21 protein-coding genes are annotated in these 24,697 nt (G+C 50.8%); 17 read left to right on the top strand and 4 right to left on the bottom strand.

The window, feature by feature from the left end; all coding sequences use genetic code 11:
* Positions 1–3 precede the first annotated feature (3 nt).
* Positions 4–453, top strand: coding sequence for a flavodoxin (locus CWS43_RS21790; RefSeq protein WP_101079224.1), 450 nt, complete (start codon positions 4–6; stop codon positions 451–453).
* A gap of 90 nt (positions 454–543) precedes the next feature.
* Here the strand turns inward: CWS43_RS21790 and CWS43_RS21785 are convergent, their stop codons facing one another.
* The 4 genes from CWS43_RS21785 to map form a co-directional block, all read right to left on the bottom strand.
* Positions 544–933, bottom strand: coding sequence for a DUF3461 family protein (locus CWS43_RS21785; protein WP_101079223.1), 390 nt, complete (start codon positions 931–933; stop codon positions 544–546).
* A gap of 146 nt (positions 934–1,079) precedes the next feature.
* The gene (dapD, locus tag CWS43_RS21780; protein WP_101079222.1) at positions 1,080–1,904 is read right to left on the bottom strand and encodes a 2,3,4,5-tetrahydropyridine-2,6-dicarboxylate N-succinyltransferase; all 825 of its coding nucleotides are present in this window, start codon (positions 1,902–1,904) and stop codon (positions 1,080–1,082) included.
* Between the two features lie 46 nt (positions 1,905–1,950).
* Positions 1,951–4,641 (bottom strand): bifunctional uridylyltransferase/uridylyl-removing protein GlnD, encoded by a 2,691-nt coding sequence (gene glnD, locus CWS43_RS21775; protein ID WP_101079221.1) that lies wholly within the window; start codon positions 4,639–4,641, stop codon positions 1,951–1,953.
* Positions 4,642–4,753: 112 nt separating this feature from the next.
* A complete protein-coding gene (map, locus tag CWS43_RS21770; protein ID WP_101079220.1) occupies positions 4,754–5,545 on the bottom strand; it encodes a type I methionyl aminopeptidase in 792 nt (263 codons plus the stop codon).
* A gap of 354 nt (positions 5,546–5,899) precedes the next feature.
* Here map and rpsB point away from each other — a divergent pair, with 354 nt between their 5' ends.
* The 16 genes from rpsB (at position 5,900) to dnaE (ending at position 24,692) form a co-directional block, all read left to right on the top strand.
* Positions 5,900–6,625 carry a 30S ribosomal protein S2 gene (rpsB, locus tag CWS43_RS21765; protein WP_013574193.1) on the top strand — a complete coding sequence of 242 codons (726 nt, stop codon included), beginning with the start codon at positions 5,900–5,902 and terminating at the stop codon, positions 6,623–6,625.
* Positions 6,626–6,772: 147 nt separating this feature from the next.
* On the top strand, positions 6,773–7,624 hold the full coding sequence (tsf, locus tag CWS43_RS21760; RefSeq protein WP_101079219.1) for a translation elongation factor Ts: 852 nt from the start codon (positions 6,773–6,775) through the stop codon (positions 7,622–7,624).
* A gap of 158 nt (positions 7,625–7,782) precedes the next feature.
* Positions 7,783–8,514, top strand: a complete 732-nt coding sequence (pyrH, locus tag CWS43_RS21755; RefSeq protein ID WP_101079218.1) for a UMP kinase — start codon at positions 7,783–7,785, stop codon at positions 8,512–8,514.
* A 108-nt stretch (positions 8,515–8,622) separates the two neighbouring features.
* On the top strand, positions 8,623–9,180 hold the full coding sequence (gene frr / locus CWS43_RS21750; RefSeq protein ID WP_101079217.1) for a ribosome recycling factor: 558 nt from the start codon (positions 8,623–8,625) through the stop codon (positions 9,178–9,180).
* Between the two features lie 158 nt (positions 9,181–9,338).
* Positions 9,339–10,535, top strand: a complete 1,197-nt coding sequence (ispC, locus tag CWS43_RS21745; protein WP_101079216.1) for a 1-deoxy-D-xylulose-5-phosphate reductoisomerase — start codon at positions 9,339–9,341, stop codon at positions 10,533–10,535.
* 284 nt (positions 10,536–10,819) lie between these two features.
* Positions 10,820–11,578 (top strand): (2E,6E)-farnesyl-diphosphate-specific ditrans,polycis-undecaprenyl-diphosphate synthase, encoded by a 759-nt coding sequence (ispU, locus tag CWS43_RS21740; protein ID WP_101079215.1) that lies wholly within the window; start codon positions 10,820–10,822, stop codon positions 11,576–11,578.
* A 9-nt stretch (positions 11,579–11,587) separates the two neighbouring features.
* Entirely contained in the window at positions 11,588–12,436 is an 849-nt protein-coding gene (gene cdsA / locus CWS43_RS21735; RefSeq protein WP_101079214.1) for a phosphatidate cytidylyltransferase, read from the top strand.
* Positions 12,437–12,478: 42 nt separating this feature from the next.
* Positions 12,479–13,834: a sigma E protease regulator RseP gene (gene rseP, locus CWS43_RS21730; RefSeq protein ID WP_101079213.1), complete on the top strand. Its 1,356-nt coding sequence runs from the start codon at positions 12,479–12,481 to the stop codon at positions 13,832–13,834.
* A 36-nt stretch (positions 13,835–13,870) separates the two neighbouring features.
* Entirely contained in the window at positions 13,871–16,291 is a 2,421-nt protein-coding gene (gene bamA / locus CWS43_RS21725; protein WP_101079212.1) for an outer membrane protein assembly factor BamA, read from the top strand.
* Positions 16,292–16,443: 152 nt separating this feature from the next.
* Positions 16,444–16,941, top strand: a complete 498-nt coding sequence (gene skp / locus CWS43_RS21720; RefSeq protein WP_101079211.1) for a molecular chaperone Skp — start codon at positions 16,444–16,446, stop codon at positions 16,939–16,941.
* Between the two features lie 2 nt (positions 16,942–16,943).
* A complete protein-coding gene (lpxD, locus tag CWS43_RS21715; protein ID WP_101079210.1) occupies positions 16,944–17,966 on the top strand; it encodes a UDP-3-O-(3-hydroxymyristoyl)glucosamine N-acyltransferase in 1,023 nt (340 codons plus the stop codon).
* A gap of 148 nt (positions 17,967–18,114) precedes the next feature.
* Positions 18,115–18,570, top strand: coding sequence for a 3-hydroxyacyl-ACP dehydratase FabZ (gene fabZ, locus CWS43_RS21710; RefSeq protein ID WP_095923207.1), 456 nt, complete (start codon positions 18,115–18,117; stop codon positions 18,568–18,570).
* 3 nt (positions 18,571–18,573) lie between these two features.
* Complete coding sequence (gene lpxA, locus CWS43_RS21705; protein WP_101079209.1) at positions 18,574–19,362, top strand: acyl-ACP--UDP-N-acetylglucosamine O-acyltransferase; 789 nt, start codon at positions 18,574–18,576, stop codon at positions 19,360–19,362.
* Positions 19,363–19,380: 18 nt separating this feature from the next.
* The gene (lpxB, locus tag CWS43_RS21700) at positions 19,381–20,529 is read left to right on the top strand and encodes a lipid-A-disaccharide synthase (protein ID WP_101079208.1); all 1,149 of its coding nucleotides are present in this window, start codon (positions 19,381–19,383) and stop codon (positions 20,527–20,529) included.
* Positions 20,526–21,122, top strand: coding sequence for a ribonuclease HII (gene rnhB, locus CWS43_RS21695; RefSeq protein ID WP_101079207.1), 597 nt, complete (start codon positions 20,526–20,528; stop codon positions 21,120–21,122). Before lpxB ends, rnhB begins: the two co-directional genes overlap by 4 nt.
* An 87-nt stretch (positions 21,123–21,209) precedes the next feature.
* Complete coding sequence (gene dnaE / locus CWS43_RS21690; protein ID WP_101079206.1) at positions 21,210–24,692, top strand: DNA polymerase III subunit alpha; 3,483 nt, start codon at positions 21,210–21,212, stop codon at positions 24,690–24,692.
* Positions 24,693–24,697: the final 5 nt, after the last annotated feature.

The raw sequence follows: 24,697 nt of genomic DNA, 5'->3' as shown, positions 1-24,697 counted from the left end.
CCCATGGCAGAAGTCGGAATTTTTGTCGGTACGGTGTACGGCAATGCGTTACTGGTAGCAGAAGAAGCAGAAACCGTGCTCAAGGGCCAGGGGCATGAGGTCAAACTGTTTGAAGAAGGTACGCTGGAAGCCTGGCAGTATTATCGTAACCACTTCGTGCTGATAGTAACGTCAACCACCGGTCAGGGCGATTTGCCTGACAGCATTGCGCCGCTGTATGCGGCAATCCGCGACACTGTCGGTTACCAGCCGGAACTGCGTTACGGGATAATAGCGCTGGGTGATATTAGTTACGATCATTTCTGTGGCGGCGGCCATAAGCTGGACGATTTATTACAGGAGCAGGGCGCTTCACGTATCGGTGAATTACTGGAAATTGATGCGATGGAAACGGCTGAACCAGAAACTGTCGCGATTCCGTGGGTAGAAAAATGGGGTCAGTTGCTGAAATAAATCCGCACCAGGCTCATCGGACATTGTAATAAAAAAGGTCAGGTAAAAACCTGACCTTTTTTGTATTCAAAATATTCTGACAAAAATTTATCAGCGCCCGCTGGTGAGTTTTTCCAGATCAGATTCAATCTCAGAAATTTTATTCGCTACAACGGATTCCAGATGACGAAGGTCATCAAGAATTTTACGTTTCAGATCCACTTCAACCTGATCGCGCTGACAGATTTGATCCAGCTCATCAATCACATAACGCAAATTCGGGCTGATTTCATGAATCTCTTTATAACCTTGTCCCGCATTATCAGCGACGATCGTTTTACGCTGGCGTGGATATTTAAACTTCACACTTTTAGCAAAAAACTCGCCTTTATCTCTGCGGAAATAGATCTTCAGAATATCGTTATTGGCCTCCTGACGCAGGCTGTAACGATCAATATCGTCGGGATTATTAATGCCCAGGCTTTTCAGATTGTCATACATAGCGCTACCTTCGTTTAGGAGAAAATCAGACTGTCATGATGAACTGAACGGCGGCTTTAATCATTGATTAATTGCACAGTTTGCCGTTTGGAAGATAAAAAAATAGCGGGTGATTTTTTTCAAAACAATACCCGCTAGTCTTCAGTTTAGTCGATGGTGCGCAATAACTCATTCAGGCCAGTTTTGCCCAAGGTTTTCGCATCCACTTTCTTCACGATAACCGCGCAGTACAGGCTGTATTTACCGTCTTTAGACGGCAGGTTGCCGGAAACCACGACGGAACCCGCAGGTACGCGGCCGTAATGGACTTCGCCGGTTTCGCGGTCATAAATCTTGGTGCTCTGGCCGATGTAAACGCCCATGGAAATCACAGAGCCTTCTTCGACGATCACGCCTTCAACGATTTCTGAACGTGCGCCGATGAAGCAGTTGTCTTCAATGATGGTCGGGTTTGCCTGCAGTGGCTCCAGAACGCCACCGATGCCCACGCCGCCTGACAGGTGAACGTTTTTACCGATCTGAGCACAAGAGCCTACCGTCGCCCAGGTATCTACCATAGTGCCTTCATCAACGTAAGCACCGATGTTGACGTAAGAAGGCATCAGTACCGTGTTACGTGCGATGAATGCCCCTTTACGGACTGCCGCAGGGGGAACCACGCGGAAACCTTCACGCTGGAAACGCGCTTCATCGTAGTCAGCGAATTTCATCGGGACTTTGTCGAAGTAACGGCTTTCACCGCCTTCCATGACCTGGTTGTCATTGATTCTGAAGGACAGCAGCACCGCTTTCTTCAGCCACTGATGCGTTACCCATTCGCCATCAATCTTCTCAGCAACGCGCAATTCGCCGCTGTCAATTTTGTTGATAACCTGAGTGATAGCGTCGCGCGTTACGCTGTCCACGTTAGCCGGAGTAATGTCTGCACGGCGCTCGAAGGCTTGTTCAATAACGGTTTGTAGTTGCTGCATCCTGTTCTCTTTCCTGAATGGGTTTAAAAAGATAATGGTACTTGTATCACATTTTATCGCCAGGGTTGAGTGCCTCGGTTAATCGGCGTGTGATTTCCTTACGAGTTTGCTTGTCCAGCGCCCGGCGCTCGCTGTTGGCCAAAATAAATAGGTCCTCTACGCGTTCGCCTATGGTCGAAATTCGCGCACCGTGCAATGACAAGCCCAGATCAGAGAAAACTTCCCCAACACGTGCCAGCAGGCCCGGTTGATCGAGCGCCACCAGTTCCATGTAGGTGCGACGATCGGTATGCGTCGGCAGGAAACTGACTTCGGTCTGCACGCTGAAATGGCGTAATTTCGGTGAAGGGCGTCGTGCGCGCGGTGGCTGGTAAGCCTGTGTCATCGACTGTTCCAGAGCGAAACGGATAGTTTCATGGCGATCTTGTGCCAGCGGGCTACCGTCCGGTTCGAGCACGATAAACGTGTCCATCGCCATTCCGTCACGGTTAGTGAAAATCTGTGCGTCGTGAATGCTCAGATTACGTCGGTCCAGTTCACCGGCGACCGTGGCAAACAGATACGGACGGTCAGGGCTCCAGATAAAGATCTCCGTACCGCCGCGCGTTGCCTGACTGCTGAGCAGCACCAGCGGTTCAGTGGAATCGTGGGCCAGCAGATGCCTTGCATGCCATGCCAGCTGGCTAGGCGAATGCCGCAGGAAGTAATCCGCGCGACAGCGGCTCCATATCCGGTGCAGTGCTTCTTCGTCAATATTATCCATGCGAAGTAACGCCAGCGCCTGCAGACGGTGATGGCGCACACGCTCGCGCAGGTCGGGTGTATTTTGCATGCCACGGCGCAGCTGTTTTTCGGTGGCGAAATACAATTCGCGTATCAGGCTCTGCTTCCAGCTGTTCCAGAGTGTTTCATTGGTGGCGCAAATATCTGCCACGGTCAGGCTGACCAGATAACGCAGACGAACTTCGCTCTGCATTTCGGCGGCAAATTGTTGTATTTCATTGGGATCTTGAATATCGCGGCGCTGTGCTGTCACGGACATCAGCAGGTGGCAACGCACCAGCCATGCGACCAACTGCGTTTCACGGGAATTTAATCCGTGTAACTCGGCAAATTCGAGCACATCCTGTGCGCCGAGAATGGAATGATCGCCCCCGCGGCCTTTGGCGATATCGTGGAATAGCGCAGCCATCAGCAGCAGTTCGGGCTGTGGCAGGCGTGGGTACAATTCTACGCACAACGGGTGTTTGGGCCGGGTTTCTTCGTGGGCGAAACTTTCTAATTTTTGCAGAACACGAATGGTATGTTCATCAACCGTGTAGGCGTGGAACAGATCAAACTGCATCTGACCGACGATTTTCCCCCACTGTGGCATATATGCCCACAGCACGCTGTGGCGGTGCATCGGTACCAGCGCGCGTGACACTGCGCCCGGATGGCGCAGAATGGACATAAACATCTCACGCGCCTGCGGGATCATGCATAGCGGCTCTTTGAGATGACGGCGGGCATGACGCAGCACCCGCACAGTCGTGGAATAAATCCCTTTGATTTCACGATGGCGAACCATCAGATGAAACATGCTGATAATGGTTTCCGGACGGCGGCTAAAGAGGGTTTCGTCGCGCAGATCGATCAGGTCGCCCCGCAACTGAAAATGCTCGTCCAATGGCCGTGGCTTTTCATTCGGACCGATCGCCAGTATGGCTTCGTCAAACAATTGCAATAACATCTGATTCAGTTCGCCGACCCGCCGGGTCATACGGTAGAAATCTTTCATCATGCGTTCAACGGGCTGGTTGCCTTCCCCCTGATATTGCAGGAGTTGTGCCACGCTTTGCTGTCGGTCGAACAGCAGGCGGTTGTCGTATCGTGGCAACAGCAAATGCAGGGCAAAACGGATACGCCAGAGGAAGCTCTGGCATTCCAGCAACTCGTTACGCTCAGCTTTGGTCAGGAAGCCAAATGCCACCATTTCATCAAGTGAGGTCGCACCAAAATGGCGACGCGCTACCCACAAGATGGTGTGAATATCGCGCAGCCCGCCGGGGCTGCTTTTGATGTCGGGTTCAAGGTTATAGCTGGTGCCGTGGTAGCGCTGATGGCGTTCATTTTGCTCTGCAATTTTTGCACGAAAGAAGTTTGGTGAAGGCCAAAAACCGTCGCTGAAAATATGTTTCTGCATGCTAAGAAACAGCGCCACATCACCGCAAATAAGACGGGATTCAATCATATTGGTGGCGACGGTTAAATCTGCCAGCCCCTCGAGCAGGCACTCTTCCAGTGTCCGGACGCTATGACCCACTTCCAGCTTGACGTCCCACAACAGGGTGATCAGTTCACCAATACGCAGCGCCTGCTCATCGTTGAGGCGCTTCTGGCTGAGCACCAGCACATCGATATCAGATAATGGGTGCAACTCACCGCGGCCGTAGCCACCGACGGCCACCATCGCCGTTTCGGGGATATTATCGAAGCCGTAGAATGTCCACAGACGCTGCAGCAATTGATCAATGTAATGCGTCCGGGCTTCCACCAGCTCTTCGGCGCGCTGCCCTGCATTGAAAGCTTCTGCAAGCCAGGCCTGGAATTGCTCCATATGTTGTTTGAGGCTTTGACGGTTTAAATCGTCATCCGGATAGGCTGAAGGCGAGGCTGGCTGTGGCGGGAAAACGCGGGTGAGATCCTGCGTGGTTTGCGATGGCAGGCTCTTTTCAGCAGAGAAGTTTTCAATCATATATATGCAGCCTATTCCTACACGTAAGTGACCAGGAAACATGAACGATAAAAAAACCGGCTTTCGCCGGTTTGATTCACAGATTTATACCGCCCTTGCCGAACGGTGACTGTTAATCGTGCGTCAGGATAGCCGGGATTGTGTCATCCTTACGCAGCGTCATAATTTCACAACCGTTATCAGTCACCACAATAGTATGCTCGTACTGAGCCGACAAGCTGCGATCTTTAGTTTTTACTGTCCAGCCGTCTTTCATCGTACGGATACGGAAATCACCGGCGTTAACCATCGGCTCAACGGTGAATGCCATACCAGCCTGCAGCACAACGCCACCGTCATCTGCATCGTAATGCAGAACCTGAGGTTCTTCATGGAAACCTTCGCCGATGCCGTGGCCACAATATTCGCGAACAACGGAGAATTTCTCTGCTTCAACGAATTTCTGAATTTCTTTACCCAGCGTGCGCAAACGGATGCCCGGTTTGATCATACGCAGAGCGACATAAAGGCTTTCCTGCGTGATACGGCAAAGACGCTCGCCAAGGATGGTCGGTTTGCCTGCGATGAACATTTTAGAGGTATCGCCGTGGAAACCGTCTTTAATGACGGTGACGTCGATATTGACGATGTCGCCATCTTTAAGGATTTTGTCTTCGCTCGGGATACCGTGACACACCACTTCGTTAATCGAAATGCACACCGATTTAGGAAAACCGTGGTAATCCAGACATGCTGAAACTGCTTTTTGTTTGTTCACGATGTGATCGGCACAAATGCGATCCAGTTCGCCAGTGCTGACGCCAGGTTTGACGTAAGGCTCAATGATTTCCAGCACTTCCGCAGCCAGACGGCCAGCGACGCGCATTTTTTCGATGTCTTCAGGGGTTTTGATTGAAATTGCCATGAGTTTTCCTGCAGGTTCTGTGCATCGGGCGTGCTTTATTTCTACACCGATGTCGTCAATAATTAGCTGTGGCTTATGGTATCAGCCCTGATATTTGCTGCCAAACTATCATTTTCCGGGAAGCTACCCGGTGAACAAAAGTTGCTGCCTGGGCGTTATTTATGATATAAAGCGCGCCGGCAATCCGCTCTGTGTCTTATGGCGCTGAGGGATTAAAGCCAAAACTCACTCATATGTGTACATAACACACACGTATCGACACATACGCCGGGGTGCCTTGGGGATTCGTTCTGCTGGGTCGGTTGTATGGGATACGTGGAGGCATAACCCCAACTACTTAATAGAGGTTTTATCATGGCAACTGTTTCCATGCGCGATATGCTCAAGGCCGGTGTTCACTTCGGTCACCAAACCCGTTACTGGAACCCGAAAATGAAGCCTTTCATCTTCGGCGCTCGTAACAAGGTTCACATCATTAACCTTGAGAAAACTGTTCCAATGTTCAACGAAGCTCTGGCTGAGTTGCAGAAGATTTCTTCCCGTAAAGGTAAGATCCTGTTCGTTGGTACTAAACGCGCAGCAAGCGAAGCGGTAAAAGAAGCTGCACACAACTGCGACCAGTTCTTCGTGAACCATCGTTGGTTGGGCGGCATGCTGACTAACTGGAAAACCGTTCGTCAGTCCATCAAACGTTTGAAAGATCTGGAAATTCAGTCTCAGGACGGTACTTTCGAAAAGCTGACCAAGAAAGAGGCGCTGATGCGTACTCGTGAACTGGCTAAGCTGGAAAACAGCCTGGGTGGTATCAAGGATATGGGTGGTCTTCCTGATGCTCTGTTCGTCATCGACGCCGATCATGAACACATTGCAATCAAAGAAGCTAACAACCTGGGTATCCCGGTATTCTCCATTGTTGATACCAACTCCGATCCGGATGGCGTTGACTTTGTTATCCCAGGTAACGATGACGCAATCCGTGCAGTAAATCTGTACCTGAGCGCTGTTGCTGCCACTGTCCGTGAAGGCCGTTCGCAAGATCTGGCTGTTCAGGCAGAAGAAAGCTTCGTAGAAGCTGAATAATAAGGCAAGCTCAGCTGAGCCCTTATTAACCAGGTATTGAAATATGTTGGTTAGGGGGCCTTTATTGGCCCCCTTTGCTTATCTTAAATGCGAGAAATATCTCACCGCAAAACCCCGTTTTGCACTGAGATAATCGAGGAAAACACAATGGCTGATATTACCGCTGCTCTGGTAAAAGAACTGCGCGAACGTACTGGCGCGGGCATGATGGATTGTAAGAAAGCTCTGGTTGAAGCTAACGGCGACATCGAGCTGGCAATTGAAAACATGCGCAAATCTGGCGCGATCAAAGCGGCGAAAAAAGCAGGCAATGTAGCTGCTGACGGCGTGATCAAAACCAAAATCGAAGGCAACTACGGTGTGATTCTGGAAGTTAACTGCCAGACTGACTTCGTTGCTAAAGACGGTGGTTTCCAGGCTTTCGCTGATAAAGTATTGGACGCTGCGGTTGCAGGCAAAATCACCGACGTTGAAGTGCTGAAAGCACAATTCGAAGAAGAGCGTGTTGCTCTGGTCGCAAAAATCGGTGAAAACATCAACATTCGTCGCGTTTCTTCCTTGGAAGGCGAAGTGTTGGGTAGCTACCTGCACGGCGCACGTATCGGTGTTCTGATCGCAGCTAAAGGCGCTGACGAAGATCTGGTTAAACAAATCGCTATGCACGTTGCTGCAAGCAAGCCTGAATTTGTTAAACCAGAAGACGTGTCTGCTGAAGTTGTTGAAAAAGAGTACCAGGTACAGTTGGACATCGCTATGCAGTCTGGCAAGCCTAAAGAAATCGCAGAGAAAATGGTTGAAGGCCGCATGAAGAAATTCACCGGCGAAGTTTCTCTGACTGGTCAGCCTTTCGTTATCGACCCAAGCAAAACTGTGGGCCAGGTTCTGAAAGAGCACAACGCTGAGGTTGTTAACTTCATCCGCTTCGAAGTGGGCGAAGGTATCGTGAAAGTTGAGACTGACTTTGCTGCTGAAGTTGCAGCAATGACTAAACAGTCTTAATCAGTATCTGATACACCTAAAATGGAACCGCTGCGAAAGGGCGGTTCCGTTTTATCCAGCCCCAAATTCCCATTGCATTGTGCGTGTGGTCATCCAGACAGCGCTATGATGTAAAGACCGACTATCCATTAAGACACATTGCTTCTAGGACAGACACCATGGCTACCAATGCGAAACCCGTTTATCAGCGTATCCTGCTCAAACTCAGTGGCGAAGCCCTGCAGGGCAGTGAAGGTTTTGGTATCGACGCGAGTGTATTAGATCGTATGGCTCAGGAAGTGAAAGAGCTGGTCGAACTCGGCATTCAGGTAGGCGTTGTGATCGGCGGCGGTAACTTGTTCCGCGGTGCGGGTCTGGCGCAGGCTGGCATGAATCGTGTTGTAGGCGACCATATGGGTATGCTGGCGACTGTCATGAATGGTCTGGCGATGCGTGACGCGTTACACCGTGCTTATGTTAACGCACGTTTGATGTCCGCAATCCCTTTGAACGGTGTTTGTGATAATTACAGCTGGGCTGAAGCGATCAGCCTGTTGCGTCATAACCGCGTGGTGATTTTCTCCGCCGGTACCGGCAATCCTTTCTTTACCACTGACTCAGCAGCCTGCCTGCGTGGTATCGAAATCGAAGCCGATGTGGTATTAAAAGCCACCAAAGTCGACGGTGTTTATTCCGCCGACCCGGTGAAAAATCCGGAAGCGACACTGTACGAAAAATTGACCTATCAGGAAGTGTTGGAACAGGAATTGAAAGTGATGGATCTGGCGGCGTTTACACTGGCCCGCGATCACAATCTGCCAATTCGTGTTTTCAACATGAACAAACCGGGCGCACTGCGCCGTGTGGTGATGGGTGAAAATGAAGGGACGCTGATTTCTAACGCGGAGTGATCCTTCACAATTGAACATACCGTTCAGCCAGCCTGTGCTGGCATAAGTATTCACGGACTATACTGATGTTATGGTCTGCCAGGTAACCAGCTTTCAAGGGTTCACAACGTGATTAACGAAATCAAAAAAGACGCTGAAATCCGTATGGATAAATGCGTTGAAGCATTCAAAACGCATATCAGCAAAATCCGTACCGGCCGCGCTTCTCCAGGCATCCTGGATGGCATCATGGTCGATTACTATGGTTCATCTACACCACTGCGCCAGCTGGCTCAGGTAACGGTTGAAGATTCCCGTACTTTGGCTATTTCCGTATTTGACCGCTCTATCAGCGCGGCTGTGGAAAAAGCGATCATGACATCTGATTTGGGTCTGAACCCATCTTCTGCGGGCGCGACCATCCGCGTTCCATTGCCAGCACTGACTGAAGAGCGTCGTAAAGACCTCATTAAAGTTGTTCGTGGCGAAGCAGAGCAGGGCCGTGTTTCTGTGCGTAATGTCCGCCGCGATGCTAACGACAAAACTAAAGCACTGCTGAAAGATAAAGAAATCAGCGAAGATGAAGATCGCCGTTCTCAGGACGATATTCAGAAACTGACCGACATTTTCATCAAGAAAATCGACGTTGCGTTAGCTGAAAAAGAAGCCGAGTTGATGGAGTTCTAATCCGGCTTTCATCTCTGCCAAAGCGCCGCAATTGCGGCGCTTTGTTTTTAACGGGCTTTTAATTCTTTTATCTGTTTGCACAATCTCATAGACAAGCCAGATAAGAGGTTTCAGACTGTGCACTTTCCGAATTTACGAGCGCTACCCCGGGCATTTTCATGAAACAAATGACTATTCTTGGTTCGACAGGATCTGTCGGCACCAGCACGCTTTCCGTTGTCAGATCTAATCCTGACTATTTTTCTGTTAAAGCTCTGGTTGCCGGGCGCAATGTTGACGTTATGGCGCAGCAATGCCTTGAGTTCCATCCTGATTATGCCTCGATGGCCGATGAAGCTTCTGCCCGTGCGTTGCGTACGATTCTGGCTGAACACGGGAGCCGTACCGAAGTTCTCTCCGGCCCGGATGCAGCCATTGAGCTGGCTGCGCTTGATGATGTCGATCAAGTGATGTCTGCCATTGTCGGTGCTGCCGGTCTGCTTCCTACTCTGGCGGCTGTCCGGGCCGGCAAGCAGGTGCTTTTGGCGAACAAAGAGTCCCTGGTGACCTGTGGACGCATTTTTATGGAAGCTGTCCGCCATAGTCAGTCTCAATTGCTGCCAATCGACAGTGAACACAATGCTATTTTCCAGAGTTTGCCTGAATCTGTTCAAAAACAGCTGGGGTATGCTTCCCTGCGCGAACACGGGATTTCACGCATCGTCCTGACGGGATCCGGCGGCCCATTCAGGGAGAGGCCGTTGAGCCAGTTCCGCGATGTCACACCGGATCAAGCTTGTGCTCACCCTAACTGGTCGATGGGGCGTAAAATCTCAGTCGATTCGGCAACCATGATGAACAAAGGCCTTGAATATATTGAGGCCCGATGGTTGTTCAACGCATCCGCAGCTGAAATGGAGGTGATCATCCATCCACAATCGGTGATCCATTCAATGGTTCGCTATTGTGATGGGAGTGTGCTGGCTCAGTTGGGCTCACCCGATATGCGTACTCCAATTGCGCACGCAATGGCTTACCCGCAACGAGTGGCAACGGAAGTTGAAGCGCTGGATTTTTGTAAAATGGGTGCGATGACCTTTGGATCCCCGGATTACGCACGCTATCCTTGCCTGCAACTTGCTATCGAGGCCAGTAATACAGGACAGGCGGCAACAACGGCACTTAATGCGGCAAATGAAGTTTCTGTCGCGGCATTCCTGAATGGCGAAATTCGTTTTACGGATATTTCCGCCCTCAACCGTCAGGTTATGGAGCAGTTAGTGAATGCTGAACCTGATTCTGTAGAGGAAGTGTTGGCGATTGATGCACAGGCGCGCTCGGTTGCAAGAGAGAAACTTCGCGCATTTGCGCTGTAGGTCATTTTAGTGCTTATGCAGCAGTTTGTTAGCATCACATTGAAATGGTATAGTCTGCGCCATGCTGATAGTCGATTTGGCTTTTCAGAGCCTGGAAGTCACAGGTGGAATCGGCAATCTGTCAGTGGAAGCCGTGCCTGAAAGGGAGACACGGCTTTTTTGCGCGTGTTGCCGCACCAGCGTTAAAAGGTGCAGAGCCAGCTAACCGTTGTGGTGTAAACCAGAAAAGTGTTATGCCAGTTGGAAAGCCGTTGTGTTCTGATAAAAGGAAATGAGTACGCGTTATGTCCCTCGATAATCAACAGATGTCTGATATGTGTTGCTCTCAACCTCGTCATGTTGCCATCATCATGGACGGGAACGGGCGCTGGGCAAAACGTCAGGGAAAAATGAGGGTATTTGGTCATAAAGCGGGAGTGAAATCAGTACGCAAAGCGGTTAGCTTCGCGGCCAGCCATCATCTCGATGCGCTCACGCTTTATGCCTTTAGTAGTGAGAACTGGAACCGACCGGCTCAGGAAGTTTCTGCATTGATGGAACTGTTTGTGCGCGCATTAGACAGTGAAGTCAAAAGCTTGCACAAGCATAATGTCAGGCTGCGGATCATTGGCGATGTCAGTCGTTTTAGCTCTCGCCTTCAGGAACGAATCCGTCGTTCAGAAACACTGACTCAAAATAATGACGGTCTGACGCTGAACATCGCTGCAAATTACGGTGGCCGATGGGATATTATTCAAGGCGTTAAGGCACTGGCCGGGCAGGTGGAAGCAGGTACACTACGGGCAGAGCAGATTACAGAGGAGTTGCTAAATACAGCAGTCTGTATGAGCGAACTGGCACCTGTCGATTTGGTGATCAGAACCGGTGGGGAACATAGGATTAGTAACTTTTTGTTGTGGCAAATTGCCTATGCGGAACTCTATTTTACCGATGTCCTCTGGCCTGATTTTGATGAAAATACCTTTGAAGGCGCACTTACTGCTTTTGCACAACGTGAGCGCCGTTTCGGGGGGACTACACCTATCGGCGCTGATGCGCCCTAGGGAGAACATTTGCTGAAGTATCGCATTATCACAGCTCTGATTTTAATACCGATTGTTATCGCAGCGCTCTTTTTACTGCCACCTGTAGGTTTTGCCATCGTGACACTGGTTGTGTGTATGCTGGCTGCGTGGGAATGGGGGCAATTAGCCGGACTGGCAACACGTAACCAGCGTATCTGGCTGGCTATACTGTGTGGTTTCCTGCTGGCCGCGATGATGCTGAGTATTCCGGCTTACCAGCAAAGTGTGCATCTATTGCAGGTCGGTGGCTCTTTGTGGGCAGCACTTGTCTGGTGGTGTATGGCTTTGGTGTTAGTCATTGGCTACCCGGCGACAGCCAGTTTCTGGCGTCACTCCCGCGTGCTGCGGGTCTTATTTGGTGTGCTCACGATCGTGCCGTTCTTCTGGGGCATGGTCGCATTGCGTCAGTATGGTTACGCGGAAAACCATCATACTGGCGCATGGTGGTTGTTATATGTGATGCTACTCGTGTGGGGAGCAGATTCCGGCGCTTACCTGTTTGGTAAATTATTTGGCAAGCATAAACTCGCACCCAAAGTCTCTCCGGGCAAAACCTGGGAAGGGTTTATCGGTGGGCTTTTAACGTCCGCCCTGATAGCGTGGCTGTTTGGTCGTTATGCACCGCTTAGTGTACAGCCTGCAATCTTATTGATTTGCTCCGTTGCTGCGGCACTGGCTTCTGTGCTCGGGGATTTGACTGAGAGCATGTTCAAACGTGAGGCAGGAATCAAAGACAGCGGCCATATGATCCCAGGTCATGGTGGAATACTGGATCGTATTGACAGTCTGACGGCTGCGGTTCCTGTATTCGCTTGTCTGATGCTGTTAGTGTATTAATCCGTTGCAGACAGTGAAGTTTTCTAAGGAATAGTTGGGCATATGATGAACATACTTTGGAGTCTGGCCGCCTTTATCGTTGCATTGGGGGTGCTTATCACCGTGCACGAGTTTGGCCATTTCTGGGTTGCTCGTCGCTGTGGCGTACGTGTTGAGCGCTTCTCGGTCGGTTTTGGCCGTGCACTTTGGCGCCGCACAGATCGCCATGGAACCGAATATGTCCTGGCTATTATTCCTCTGGGTGGTTACGTCAAAATGCTCGACGAACGCCTGGAGACCGTTCCGGCCGAATTGCGCCATCTTACTTTCAATAGCAAAACGGTATGGCAACGTGCGGCTATCATTGCTGCGGGGCCAGTAGCCAATTTCATTTTCGCCGTTTTTGCGTACTGGCTGATTTTCATTATCGGTGTTCCAACCGTACGACCGGTTGTTGCTGAAATCACGCCGCAGTCGATTGCAGCACAATCCAATATTTTACCCGGGATGGAACTAAAGTCTGTCGGTGGTATCGAAACGCCTGATTGGGATTCAATTCGCCTGTCGTTAATGGGTGAAATTGGGAACGGTCAAATGACTGTGGGTGTAGCACAGTTTGGCTCTTCAGCGGTGGTTGAAAAGACTCTGGATTTGCGGGACTGGAAGTTTGATCCTGAAACTCAGGATCCAGTGGTTGCGCTGGGTATTATTCCTCGCGGCCCGCAGGTTGAGTCCGTGTTAGCGGAAGTACAGGCAGGTTCTGCAGCGCAAAAAGCGGGTTTGCAAGCAGGAGACCGGATCGTTAAAGTTGATGGTCAGGTTTTGGCAAACTGGCGTTCTTTTGCCATGCAGGTGCGTGATAATCCGGGCAAGCCAATTGCACTGGACATTGAGCGCAATGGTTCTGTACTTAGCCTGATGCTCACGCCGGAAACACGGTCGGCAGGTAAAGGTGCAGAGCAAGGTTTTGCTGGGGTGGTTCCTAAAGTAATACCATTGCCTGATGAGTATAAAACGACCCGCCAGTATGGTCCGTTTGTCGCTTTTTACGAGGCAGGTGATAAAACCTGGCAGTTGATGAAGCTTACGGTCAAGATGCTGGGCAAGTTGATTACGGGTGATGTGAAGCTGAACAATCTGAGTGGCCCAATATCCATCGCACAGGGTGCCGGAGTGTCAGCAGAATATGGGTTAGTGTCATACCTGACGTTTTTGGCACTGATTAGTGTCAATCTCGGTATCGTCAACCTGTTCCCATTACCGATATTAGATGGCGGACACCTGGTTTTTCTGGCAATAGAGAAGCTTAAAGGTGGGCCAGTTTCCGAGCGAGTTCAAAACTTCAGTTACCGGATAGGCGCAGTTCTGCTGTTCATGGTAATGGGGCTTGCACTTTTCAATGATTTCTCCCGTCTTTAAGACCGGAGATTAGGTTAGGAAGAACGCATAACAACGATGGCGATCAAAAAGTTGCTCATAGCGTCGCTGCTGTTTGGCAGCGCCACCGTATACGGTGCAGACGGTTTCGTCGTGAAAGATATTCATTTCGAAGGCCTTCAGCGAGTTGCCGTCGGTGCGGCGTTACTCAATATGCCGGTTCGCGTCGGTGATACGGTAACTGACGATGATATCAGTAATACCATTCGTGCATTGTTTGCCACTGGCAACTTTGAGGACGTCCGCGTCCTGCGCGATGGTGATTCTCTGATTGTTCAGGTTAAAGAACGTCCAACTATTGCCAGCATTACTTTCTCCGGTAACAAGTCGGTGAAAGACGATATGCTGAAACAAAACCTGGAAGCCTCTGGCGTCCGTGTTGGCGAAGCGCTTGACCGTACAACCATCGGTAGTATCGAAAAAGGCCTGGAAGACTTCTATTACAGCGTCGGCAAATACAGTGCATCGGTAAAAGCGGTTGTCACGCCTTTACCGCGCAACCGTGTTGACCTGAAACTGGTCTTCACCGAAGGTGTTTCTGCAAAAATTCAGCAGATAAACATCGTTGGTAACCATGCATTCACGACTGATGACCTGATTTCACGTTTCCAACTGCGTGATGAAGTGCCATGGTGGAACGTGGTCGGTGACCGTAAATACCAGAAACAAAAGCTGGCGGGTGACCTTGAAACCTTGCGTAGTTTTTATCTGGATCGCGGTTATGCCCGTTTCAACATTGATTCGACTCAGGTAAGCCTGACGCCGGATAAAAAAGGCATCTACATTACGCTGAACATTACAGAAGGTGAGCAGTACAAGCTTTCTGGTGTTGAAGTTGCCGGCAATATGGCTGGCCATTCAGCAGAAGTTCAGAGCCTGACTAAAATTAATAAGGGCGAGCTGTATAACGGCGCTAAAGTCACCAAAATGGAAAACGACATCAAACAGATGTTGGGGCGCTATGGTTATGCCTATCCACGCGTGGTCACTCAGCCAGAAATTAACGATGCTGACAAAACGGTTAAGCTGCATATCAATGTTGATGCAGGGAACCGTTTCTACGTGCGCCATATCCGTTTTGAAGGTAACGATACCAGCAAAGACAGCGTCCTGCGCCGTGAGATGCGCCAGATGGAAGGTGCCTGGTTAGGTAATGATCTGGTCGACAAAGGCAAAGAGCGTCTGAACCGTCTGGGTTACTTCGAAACTGTTGATGTGGATACGCAGCGTGTTCCAGGTACACCGGATCAGGTTGATGTAGTCTACAAAGTGAAAGAACGCAATACCGGTACTTTCAACTTTGGTGTCGGCTACGGTACTGAAAGTGGTGTCAGCTTCCAGGTCGGTGTCCAGCAGGACAACTGGCTGGGTACGGGTAATTCCGTAGGCATCAGCGGTACGAAAAATGACTACCAGACCTATGCAGAGTTTACCATTACTGACCCGTACTTTACCGTTGACGGTGTGAGTCTGGGTGGTCGTATTTTCTATAACGACTTCAAAGCAGATAATGCGGACCTGTCTAGTTACACCAACAGAAGTTATGGCGTCGGTGGTAATCTTGGCTTCCCAATCAATGAAAACAACTCATTGCGCTTGGGCCTAGATTACGTACACAACGATCTGTCCAATATGGAACCTCAGATCGCGATGTTCCGTTATCTGAATTCTGTAGGGCTTAACCCTGCGGTCACGACCAGTGATAATGCGGATGCGGATTTCAGTGCTAACGACTTCTTCGTGAATCTGGGTTGGGGTTATAACAACCTTGACCGTGGTTACTTCCCGACTTCAGGGACCAAAGCCAGCCTGAACGGTAAAGTTACCGTGCCGGGTTCCGATAACGAATATTACAAAATCACTTTCGATTCAACCAGCTATATGCCATTGAATCAGGATCGTGATTGGGTACTGATGGGACGCGCGCGCGCAGGTTATGCGGATGGTCTGGGTGGCAAAGAAGTGCCGTTCTATGACAACTTCTATGCCGGCGGTTCAAGCAGTGTTCGTGGTTTCCAGTCGAACACCATCGGTCCGAAAGCAGCTTATTACAAATGTACTACGGCTAATACCTCGTACAGCACCTGCCCGATTGATAACTCGAGCGATGCAGTAGGCGGTAACGCAATGGCCATTCTGAGTGCGGAACTGATTGTTCCAACTCCGTTTGTTAGCGAAAAATATGCTAACTCATTGCGTACGTCTCTGTTCGTGGATAGCGGTACAGTCTGGGATACGGGTTGGGAAAACACGCCGCAAACTCTTGCAGCGGGTGTGCCTGATTATAGTAAGCCTGGCAACATTCGTGTGTCTTCTGGTCTGGCGTTGCAGTGGCAGTCTCCTCTGGGGCCGCTGGTGTTCTCTTACGCACAGCCCGTTAAGAAATACGAAGGCGACAAAGCGGAACAGTTCCAGTTTAACATTGGTAAAACTTGGTAACGTTTTGTTTGCAAAGAGTTTATTCAGCAGAATCGCAATGGCCTGATGCTGGATCTGATACACGGGTTTCGGCCCGTGTATTGTTTTGATTTCAGGTGTTTTGTGTAATTTACTGTGCCATATGGCACAACGGGTGATGGAAGGAGTTTATAGTGAAAAAGTGGTTATATGCCGCAGGCCTCGGTTTAGTTATGGCTTCTTCAGCTAGCGTTCAGGCTGCTGATAAAATTGCTATCGTTAACGTTGCTAGCATTTTCCAACAAATGCCTGCTCGTGATGCTGTGGCAAAACAGCTGGAAAACGAGTTCAAAAGCCGTGCGACAGACCTGCAAGCTCAGGAACGTGATCTGCAAACCAAAATGCAGCGTCTGCAACGTGATGGCTCAACAATGAAAGCCAGCGATCGCGCTAAACTTGAGAAGGATGTAATGGCTCAGCGTGAAGCGTTCTCTGCTAAAGCGCAGCAATTCGATCAAGATAACCGTCGCCGTCAGGGTGAAGAACGTAACAAAATCCTGAGCCGTATTCAGGATGCTGTGAAAGCTGTTGCCAGCAAAGAAGGTTATGATGTTGTTATCGATGCTAACGCTGTTGCGTACGCAAGCAATGACAAAGATATTACTGCTGATGTGCTGAAACAGGTTAAATAAACATGTCTTCAATTCGACTGGCTGATCTCGCACAGCAGTTGGATGCACAATTGCACGGTGATGGCGAAATTGCCATCACCGGCGTTGCTTCAATGCATTCCGCACACTCTGAGCAAATCACGTTTTTATCAAACAGCCGTTACCGTGAACAGTTGGCCTCCTGTACCGCAGGTGCCGTAGTGTTGACGGAAGCGGATCTGCCATTTTGCCCGACAGCGGCATTAGTGGTTAAAAACCCTTACCTGACCTATGCACGCATGGCGCAACTGTTGGATACCACTCCAGCACCGGCACAGGATATTGCTGCAAGTGCAGTGATTTCAGACAGTGCTTCGTTAGGTAAGAATGTCTCGGTTGGCGCAAATGCAGTCATCGAATCAGGCGTCGTGCTGGGTGACAACGTTGTCATCGGCGCTGGCTGCTTTATCGGTAAAGAGGCAAAAATAGGAGCGGGCACACGTCTGTGGGCCAATGTTTCTATTTATCATCGCGTTGAAATTGGTGAGCAATGCCTGATCCAGTCAGGTACGGTGATCGGTTCTGATGGTTTCGGTTATGCCAACGATCGCGGCAACTGGATCAAAATTCCTCAGCTTGGCACCGTCATCATTGGCGATCGCGTTGAGATTGGTGCTTGCACGACCATCGACCGTGGCGCGCTGGATGACACCATTATCAGCAACGGCGTTATCATTGATAACCAATGCCAGATTGCACACAACGTCGTGATTGGAGACAATACGGCGGTGGCTGGCGGTGTTATCATGGCCGGTAGTCTGAAAATTGGACGCTACTGCCAAATCGGTGGAGCCAGTGTTATCAACGGTCACATGGAGATTTGTGACCAGGCTGTCGTAACAGGAATGGGAATGGTGATGCGACCAATCACCGAACCTGGGGTATACTCCTCCGGTATTCCGTTACAACCGAATAAAGTTTGGCGTAAGACGGCTGCGTTGGTAATGAATATTGATGAGATGAATAAGCGCTTGAAAGCTGTCGAGCGTAAAATCGAAAAAGATTAATTACCATTTACGGTGGCGCTTTGTGTTCCCTTTGTTGAGTGAACCTGCGACATACGTTCCTATTTGCGGCCTGCCTGATGACCTTTTTTTGGGGTCTGGCAGGCCGTGTTATTGATGCCATCAGTTTTTTATAGACAGGAAGAGTATTTTGACTACTGACACTCATACTCTGCGTATTGAAGAGATACTGGATTTACTGCCACACCGTTACCCGTTTTTACTGGTTGATCGCGTGCTGGATTTTGAGAAAGGGAAATTTTTACGTGCTGTGAAAAACGTTTCTTTTAACGAACCGTTCTTCCAGGGGCACTTCCCGGGCAAGCCAATTTTCCCTGGCGTTTTGATTCTGGAAGCGATGGCTCAGGCCACCGGCATTCTGGCGTTTAAAAGCGTAGGAAAACTGGAACCGGGCGAATTGTATTATTTTGCAGCAATCGACGATGCACGCTTTAAACGTCCGGTCCTGCCAGGTGACCAGATGGTTCTGGAAGTTGAATTCATTAAAGAGCGTCGTGGCGTTGCTCGTTTTAAAGGTGTCGCGAAAGTTGATGGTGAGATAGCTTGCGAGGCATCAATGATGTGCGCCCGTCGCCGGGAGTCCTAATACATGATAGACAAAACCGCCTTTATTCATCCAAGCGCTATTGTTGAAGACGGTGCCGTTATCGGTGCCGGAGTGCATATCGGTCCTTTCTGCTACGTGGGTTCCCAGGTAGAAATCGGAGAAGGTACTGAGCTTAAATCACACGTAGTTCTTAATGGCGTGACCAAGATTGGTCGCGATAACCGCATCTTCCAGTTCGTCTCTATTGGTGAAATTAACCAGGATCTGAAATATGCCGGTGAACCAACACGCGTTGAGGTCGGCGATCGCAACAATATTCGTGAAAGCGTTACCATTCATCGTGGTACCGTTCAGGGCGGTGGTCTGACAAAAGTGGGCAGCGATAACTTGTTGATGGTTAACGCGCACATTGCCCACGATTGTGTCATTGGAAATCGTTGTATTCTGGCCAACAACGCGACCCTCGGTGGCCATGTCGAAGTGGATGATTTTGCTATCATCGGCGGCATGACAGCCGTGCACCAGTTCTGCATTATCGGCGCACACGTGATGGTCGGCGGTTGTTCTGGCGTTGCCCAGGATGTCCCTCCGTTTGTCATTGCGCAGGGCAACCATGCCACACCTTTCGGTATCAATATTGAGGGGCTTAAGCGTCGTGGCTTCGAAAAAGCCGATTTGCACGCTATCCGTAATGCTTACAAGCTACTGTATCGCAGCGGTAAAACGCTGGAAGAAGCACAACCGGAAATCGCGGCTATTACGGCTGAATTCCCGAAAGCTAAACCATTCAGTGATTTCTTTGCCCGCTCAACGCGCGGCATTATTCGCTGATTTGCGCTACGGAAAACAATGCAAAAGCCTGTTCTGACAATTGGCCTGGTGGCCGGTGAAACGTCCGGTGACATTCTTGGCGCCGGGCTGATTCGAGCCCTGAAAAAACATCATCCTGATGCCCGTTTTGTAGGGGTTGCAGGTCCGCTGATGCAGGCGGAAGGATGTGAAGCCTGGTACGAAATGGAAGAGCTGGCTGTGATGGGCGTGGTAGAAGTGTTAGAACGGCTGCCACGCCTGTTGAAAATCCGCAAAGACCTCACCCGACGTTTCAGCGAACTTCAGCCTGATGTTTTCGTGGGCATTGATGCTCCCGACTTCAATATCACACTGGAAGGCCGCCTGAAACAGCGTGGTATCCGCACGATTCATTATGTCAGCCCTTCCGTATGGGCCTGGCGACAAAAACGTGTTTTCAAAATCGGGAAAGCAACTGACTTAGTACTGGCATTCCTGCCTTTCGAAAAAGCGTTTTACGACAAATTTAACGTTCCCTGCCGTTTCATCGGTCACACGATGGCGGATGCAATGCCTTTGCATCCGGATAAGCTGGCGGCCCGCGCAACGCTTGGGATCCCTGACGATGTGCATTGCCTGGCATTATTGCCGGGAAGTCGTCATGCCGAAGTCGAAATGCTCAGCGCGGATTTCCTTAAGACAGCGTTACAGCTGCGACAGACTTACCCTGATTTGCACATCGTGGTGCCGCTGGTTAACGCCAGGCGTCGCGAGCAATTCGAGCGTATCAAGGCTGAGATTGCGCCTGATCTGCCTGCGCATTTGCTTGATGGCAAAGGGCGTGAAGCGATGATTGCCAGCGATGCTGCTCTTCTGGCATCTGGCACTGCTGCGCTCGAGTGCATGCTGGCGAAATGCCCGATGGTCGTAGGGTATCGCATGAAGCCTGTTACCTATTGGCTGGCGGAACGTCTGGTGAAAACCCCTTATGTTTCCTTGCCAAATCTGCTGGCAAGACGGGAAATTGTCACCGAATTACTGCAAACCGAATGCATACCGGAAAAGCTTTCAGCCGCACTTCTGCCTTTACTGGCAGGCGGTGAAAAAAGTGAGGAATTGCGTACAATTTTCCTGGAATTGCATGAAAGCATTCGCCGTAATGCTGATGAGCAGGCCGCTCAGGCCGTAATGGAGCTGGCAAACCGATGAGTGAATTATTTGTTTATCCGCAGGCCGTGTGTATTGCCGGTGTGGATGAAGTTGGCCGCGGTCCGCTGGTTGGCGCGGTGGTGACGGCTGCGGTGATACTCGATCCTGCCAACCCGATTATGGGGCTGGCGGATTCAAAGAAGCTCACCGAAAAACGTCGCGAAGCGTTATACATCGAAATCAAAGAAAAGGCGCTGGCCTGGAGTCTCGGACGGGCAGAGCCGCATGAAATTGATGAACTGAACATTCTGTATGCCACAATGCTGGCCATGCAAAGAGCCGTCGCCGGTCTGGCACTGACGCCGGATATGGTGTTGATTGACGGTAACCGTTGCCCGAAACTGCCGATGGCCTCACAGGCCGTGGTGAAAGGCGACAGTAAGGTGGCTGAAATCAGTGCGGCATCTATTCTTGCCAAAGTGACCCGCGATCGCGAAATGGTTGAACTGGATCTGCAGTTCCCTGAATATGGTTTTGCGAAACACAAAGGCTATCCGACGCCGGTACACCTTGAAAGCCTCGCCCGGCTTGGTGCGACCGCACATCACCGCCGCAGTTTTGCGCCGGTGAAACGCGCACTCGGGCTGGCCTAGTACCTCACTTTGTTTCTGCCCCTGACTTTTATTTATAAAATGGCGGGGCACATACACTCTTAATTCACATATTTCTGGACTCTGGATATGGCCGAACCTCGTTTTATTCATCTGCGCGTACATAGCGACTATTCCATGGTGGATGGCCTCGCGAAAGTGGGTCCGCTGGTGAAATGCGCGGCCTCACTGGGTATGCCTGCTCTGGCTATCACAGATTTCACCAACCTGTGCGGGTTGGTCAAATTTTACGGTGCGGCGCACGGTGCGGGCGTCAAGCCGATTATCGGTGCAGACCTGAATGTACAAAGTGAAATCCTCGGCGATGAACTCGCGCAACTGACCGTTCTGGCGATGAACAATCAGGGGTATCAGAACCTGACATTGCTGATCTCCCGTGCTTATCAGCGCGGCTATGGCGCGGCGGGCCCGATTGTTGATCGCGAGTGGCTGGCGGAGCTGAACGAGGGGCTGATCCTGCTTTCCGGCGCGAAAATGGGGGATGTCGGTAAGTTCATGATACGCGGTAACGATCTGCAGGTTGAGCAATGCTTGGAGTTCTATCAGCAATATTTCCCCGACCGTTATTATCTCGAACTGATCCGCACTGGCCGAGCAGAGGAAGAAAACTACCTGCATGCCGCCGTGGCGCTGGCGACGGAGCGCGGTTTGCCCGTTGTGGCCACCAACGACGTGCGTTTTATGGTTCCGACGGACTTTGATGCCCATGAGATCCGCGTAGCAATCCACGATGGTTTTACGCTTGATGACCCGAAACGCCCGAGAAACTACACCGCGCAGCAGTACATGCGCAGTGAAGATGAAATGTGCGAGCTGTTTGAAGATATCCCGGAAGCGCTGCAAAACAGCGTGGAAATCGCCAAGCGCTGTAATGTCACGATCCGTCTGGGCGAGTATTTCCTGCCTCAGTTCCCGACGGGCGAAATGACCACGGCAGATTTTCTGGTCGAAAAATCAAAAATCGGACTGGAGGAGCGCCTGGAGTTTTTATTCCCGGACCCTGAAGTCCGCGCGCAACGTCGCCCTGAATATGACGAACGTCTGGATATCGAACTCAAAGTTATCAACCAGATGGGCTTCCCGGGCTACTTCCTGATCGTTATGGAGTTCATCCAGTGGTCGAAAGATAACAGCGTGCCAGTCGGGCCGGGACGTGGTTCCGGTGCGGGTTCACTGGTGGCCTATGCGCTGAAAATCACGGATCTGGATCCCCTTGAATTCGATCTTCTGTTCGAACGTTTCCTTAACCCTGAACGTGTTTCCATGCCCGACTTTGACGTCGACTTTTGCATGGAAAAACGCGACAGGGTTATCGATCACGTCGCGGAAATGTACGGTCGTGAAGCGGTTTCGCAGATCATTACTTTTGGTACGATGGCGGCAAAAGCGGTTATCCGTGACGTTGGTCGCGTGCTGGGGCACCCCTACGGTTTCGTCGATCGTATTTCCAAATTAGTTCCGCCGGATCCGGGCATGACGCTGGAAAAAGCGTTTGCGGCTGAACCGCAGTTGCCTGAGATTTATGAAGCAGATGAAGAAGTTAAGTCACTGATCGACATGGCGCGTCAGCTGGAAGGTGTTACACGAAATGCCGGTAAGCACGCCGGTGGTGTGGTCATCGCGCCGACGAAAATTACCGATTTTGCGCCGCTCTACTGCGATGCGGAAGGTAATCACCCAGTTACACAGTTCGATAAAAACGACGTGGAATACGCCGGGCTGGTGAAGTTCGACTTCCTGGGGCTGCGCACGCTGACGATCATCGACTGGGCGCTGGAAATGATCAACGCGCGCCGTGCAAAAGCGGGTGAAGCACCGCTGGATATCGCTGCGATCCCGCTTGATGACAAGAAAAGTTTCGACATGCTGCAACGCTCGGAAACCACAGCGGTTTTCCAGCTTGAATCCCGCGGCATGAAAGATTTGATCAAACGCCTCAAACCCGACAGCTTCGAAGATATGATCGCACTGGTGGCGTTGTTCCGCCCGGGGCCTTTGCAGTCAGGGATGGTAGATAACTTCATCGACCGTAAACACGGGCGTGAAGAGATTTCTTACCCCGACATCCAGTGGCAGCATGAGTCCCTGAAACCGGTACTGGAACCGACTTACGGCATCATTTTGTACCAGGAACAGGTTATGCAGATTGCGCAGGTTCTGGCGGGTTATTCGCTGGGCGGCGCAGACATGTTACGTCGCGCAATGGGTAAGAAAAACCCGGTCGAAATGGCTAAACAGCGCGGCGGCTTTGAAGATGGCGCCAAATCACGCGGCGTTGACGGCGAACTGGCCATTAAAATCTTTGACCTGGTTGAGAAGTTTGCCGGTTACGGCTTTAACAAATCGCACTCCGCCGCCTACGCTTTGGTGTCGTACCAGACGTTGTGGCTGAAAGCGCATTATCCGGCTGAATTTATGGCGGCGGTAATGACTGCTGATATGGATAACACCGAGAAGGTCGTTGGTCTGGTGGACGAATGCTGGCGTATGGGCCTCAAGATTCTGCCGCCGGACATCAACAGCGGGCTATATCACTTCCACGTCAACGACGAAGGTGAAATCGTTTACGGTATCGGGGCGATAAAAGGCGTGGGTGAAGGCCCGATTGAAGCGATCATTGAAGCGCGTAACGAGGGCGGCTATTTCAAAGAGCTGTTTGATTTGTGCGCGCGTGCCGACGTCAAAAAGCTGAATAAGCGCATTCTTGAAAAACTGATCATGTCCGGCGCTTTTGACCGGCTTGGGCCGCATCGCGCCGCTCTGATGAGTTCTCTTAGTGACGCGCTGAAAGCGGCCGATCAGCATGCGAAAGCTGAGGCTATTGGCCAGGTAGACATGTTTGGTGTTCTGGCCGAAGCGCCTGAACAGGTTGAGAAATCTTACTCAAACGTGATGCCGTGGCCGGAACAAACGGTGCTCGACGGCGAGCGTGAAACGCTCGGTTTGTATCTGACCGGGCATCCGATCACGCAGTATCTGAAAGAGATTGAACGTTATGGCGGCGGCCAGCGTTTGAAAGATATGCACCCGACGGATCGGGGCAAAATGACCGTTGCAGTGGGGCTGGTTCTCGCTGCTCGCGTCATGGTCACCAAACGCGGGAATCGCATTGGGATCTGTACGCTTGACGATCGTTCCGGTCGTCTCGAAGTGATGTTGTTCACCGAAGCGTTGGAAAAATTCCAGCATTTATTGGAAAAAGACCGTATCCTTATCGCCACAGGACAGGTCAGCTTTGATGACTTCAGTGGCGGGCTTAAAATGATGGCCCGCGATGTAATGGACATCAGTGAAGCACGGGAAAAATATGCTCGCGGTCTTGCTATCTCGCTGACTGACAGGCAAATTGATGACCAGCTTTTGAACCGTCTCCGCCAATCGTTGGAACCTCACCGATCGGGGACGATACCAGTGCATCTGTATTACCAACGAGAAAATGCAAGAGCCCGGCTGCGATTCGGGGCGTCATGGCGTGTTACGCCAACGGACAAACTGTTGCTGGATTTGCGAGGCCTGGTCGGTAGTGAGCAGGTGGAACTGGAATTTGACTAAAATAG

It is taken from the genome of Rahnella sp. AA (assembly GCF_002834385.1).
Classification (GTDB): Bacteria; Pseudomonadota; Gammaproteobacteria; order Enterobacterales; family Enterobacteriaceae; genus Rahnella.
This window is presented reverse-complemented; position numbering and strand designations above follow the sequence as displayed.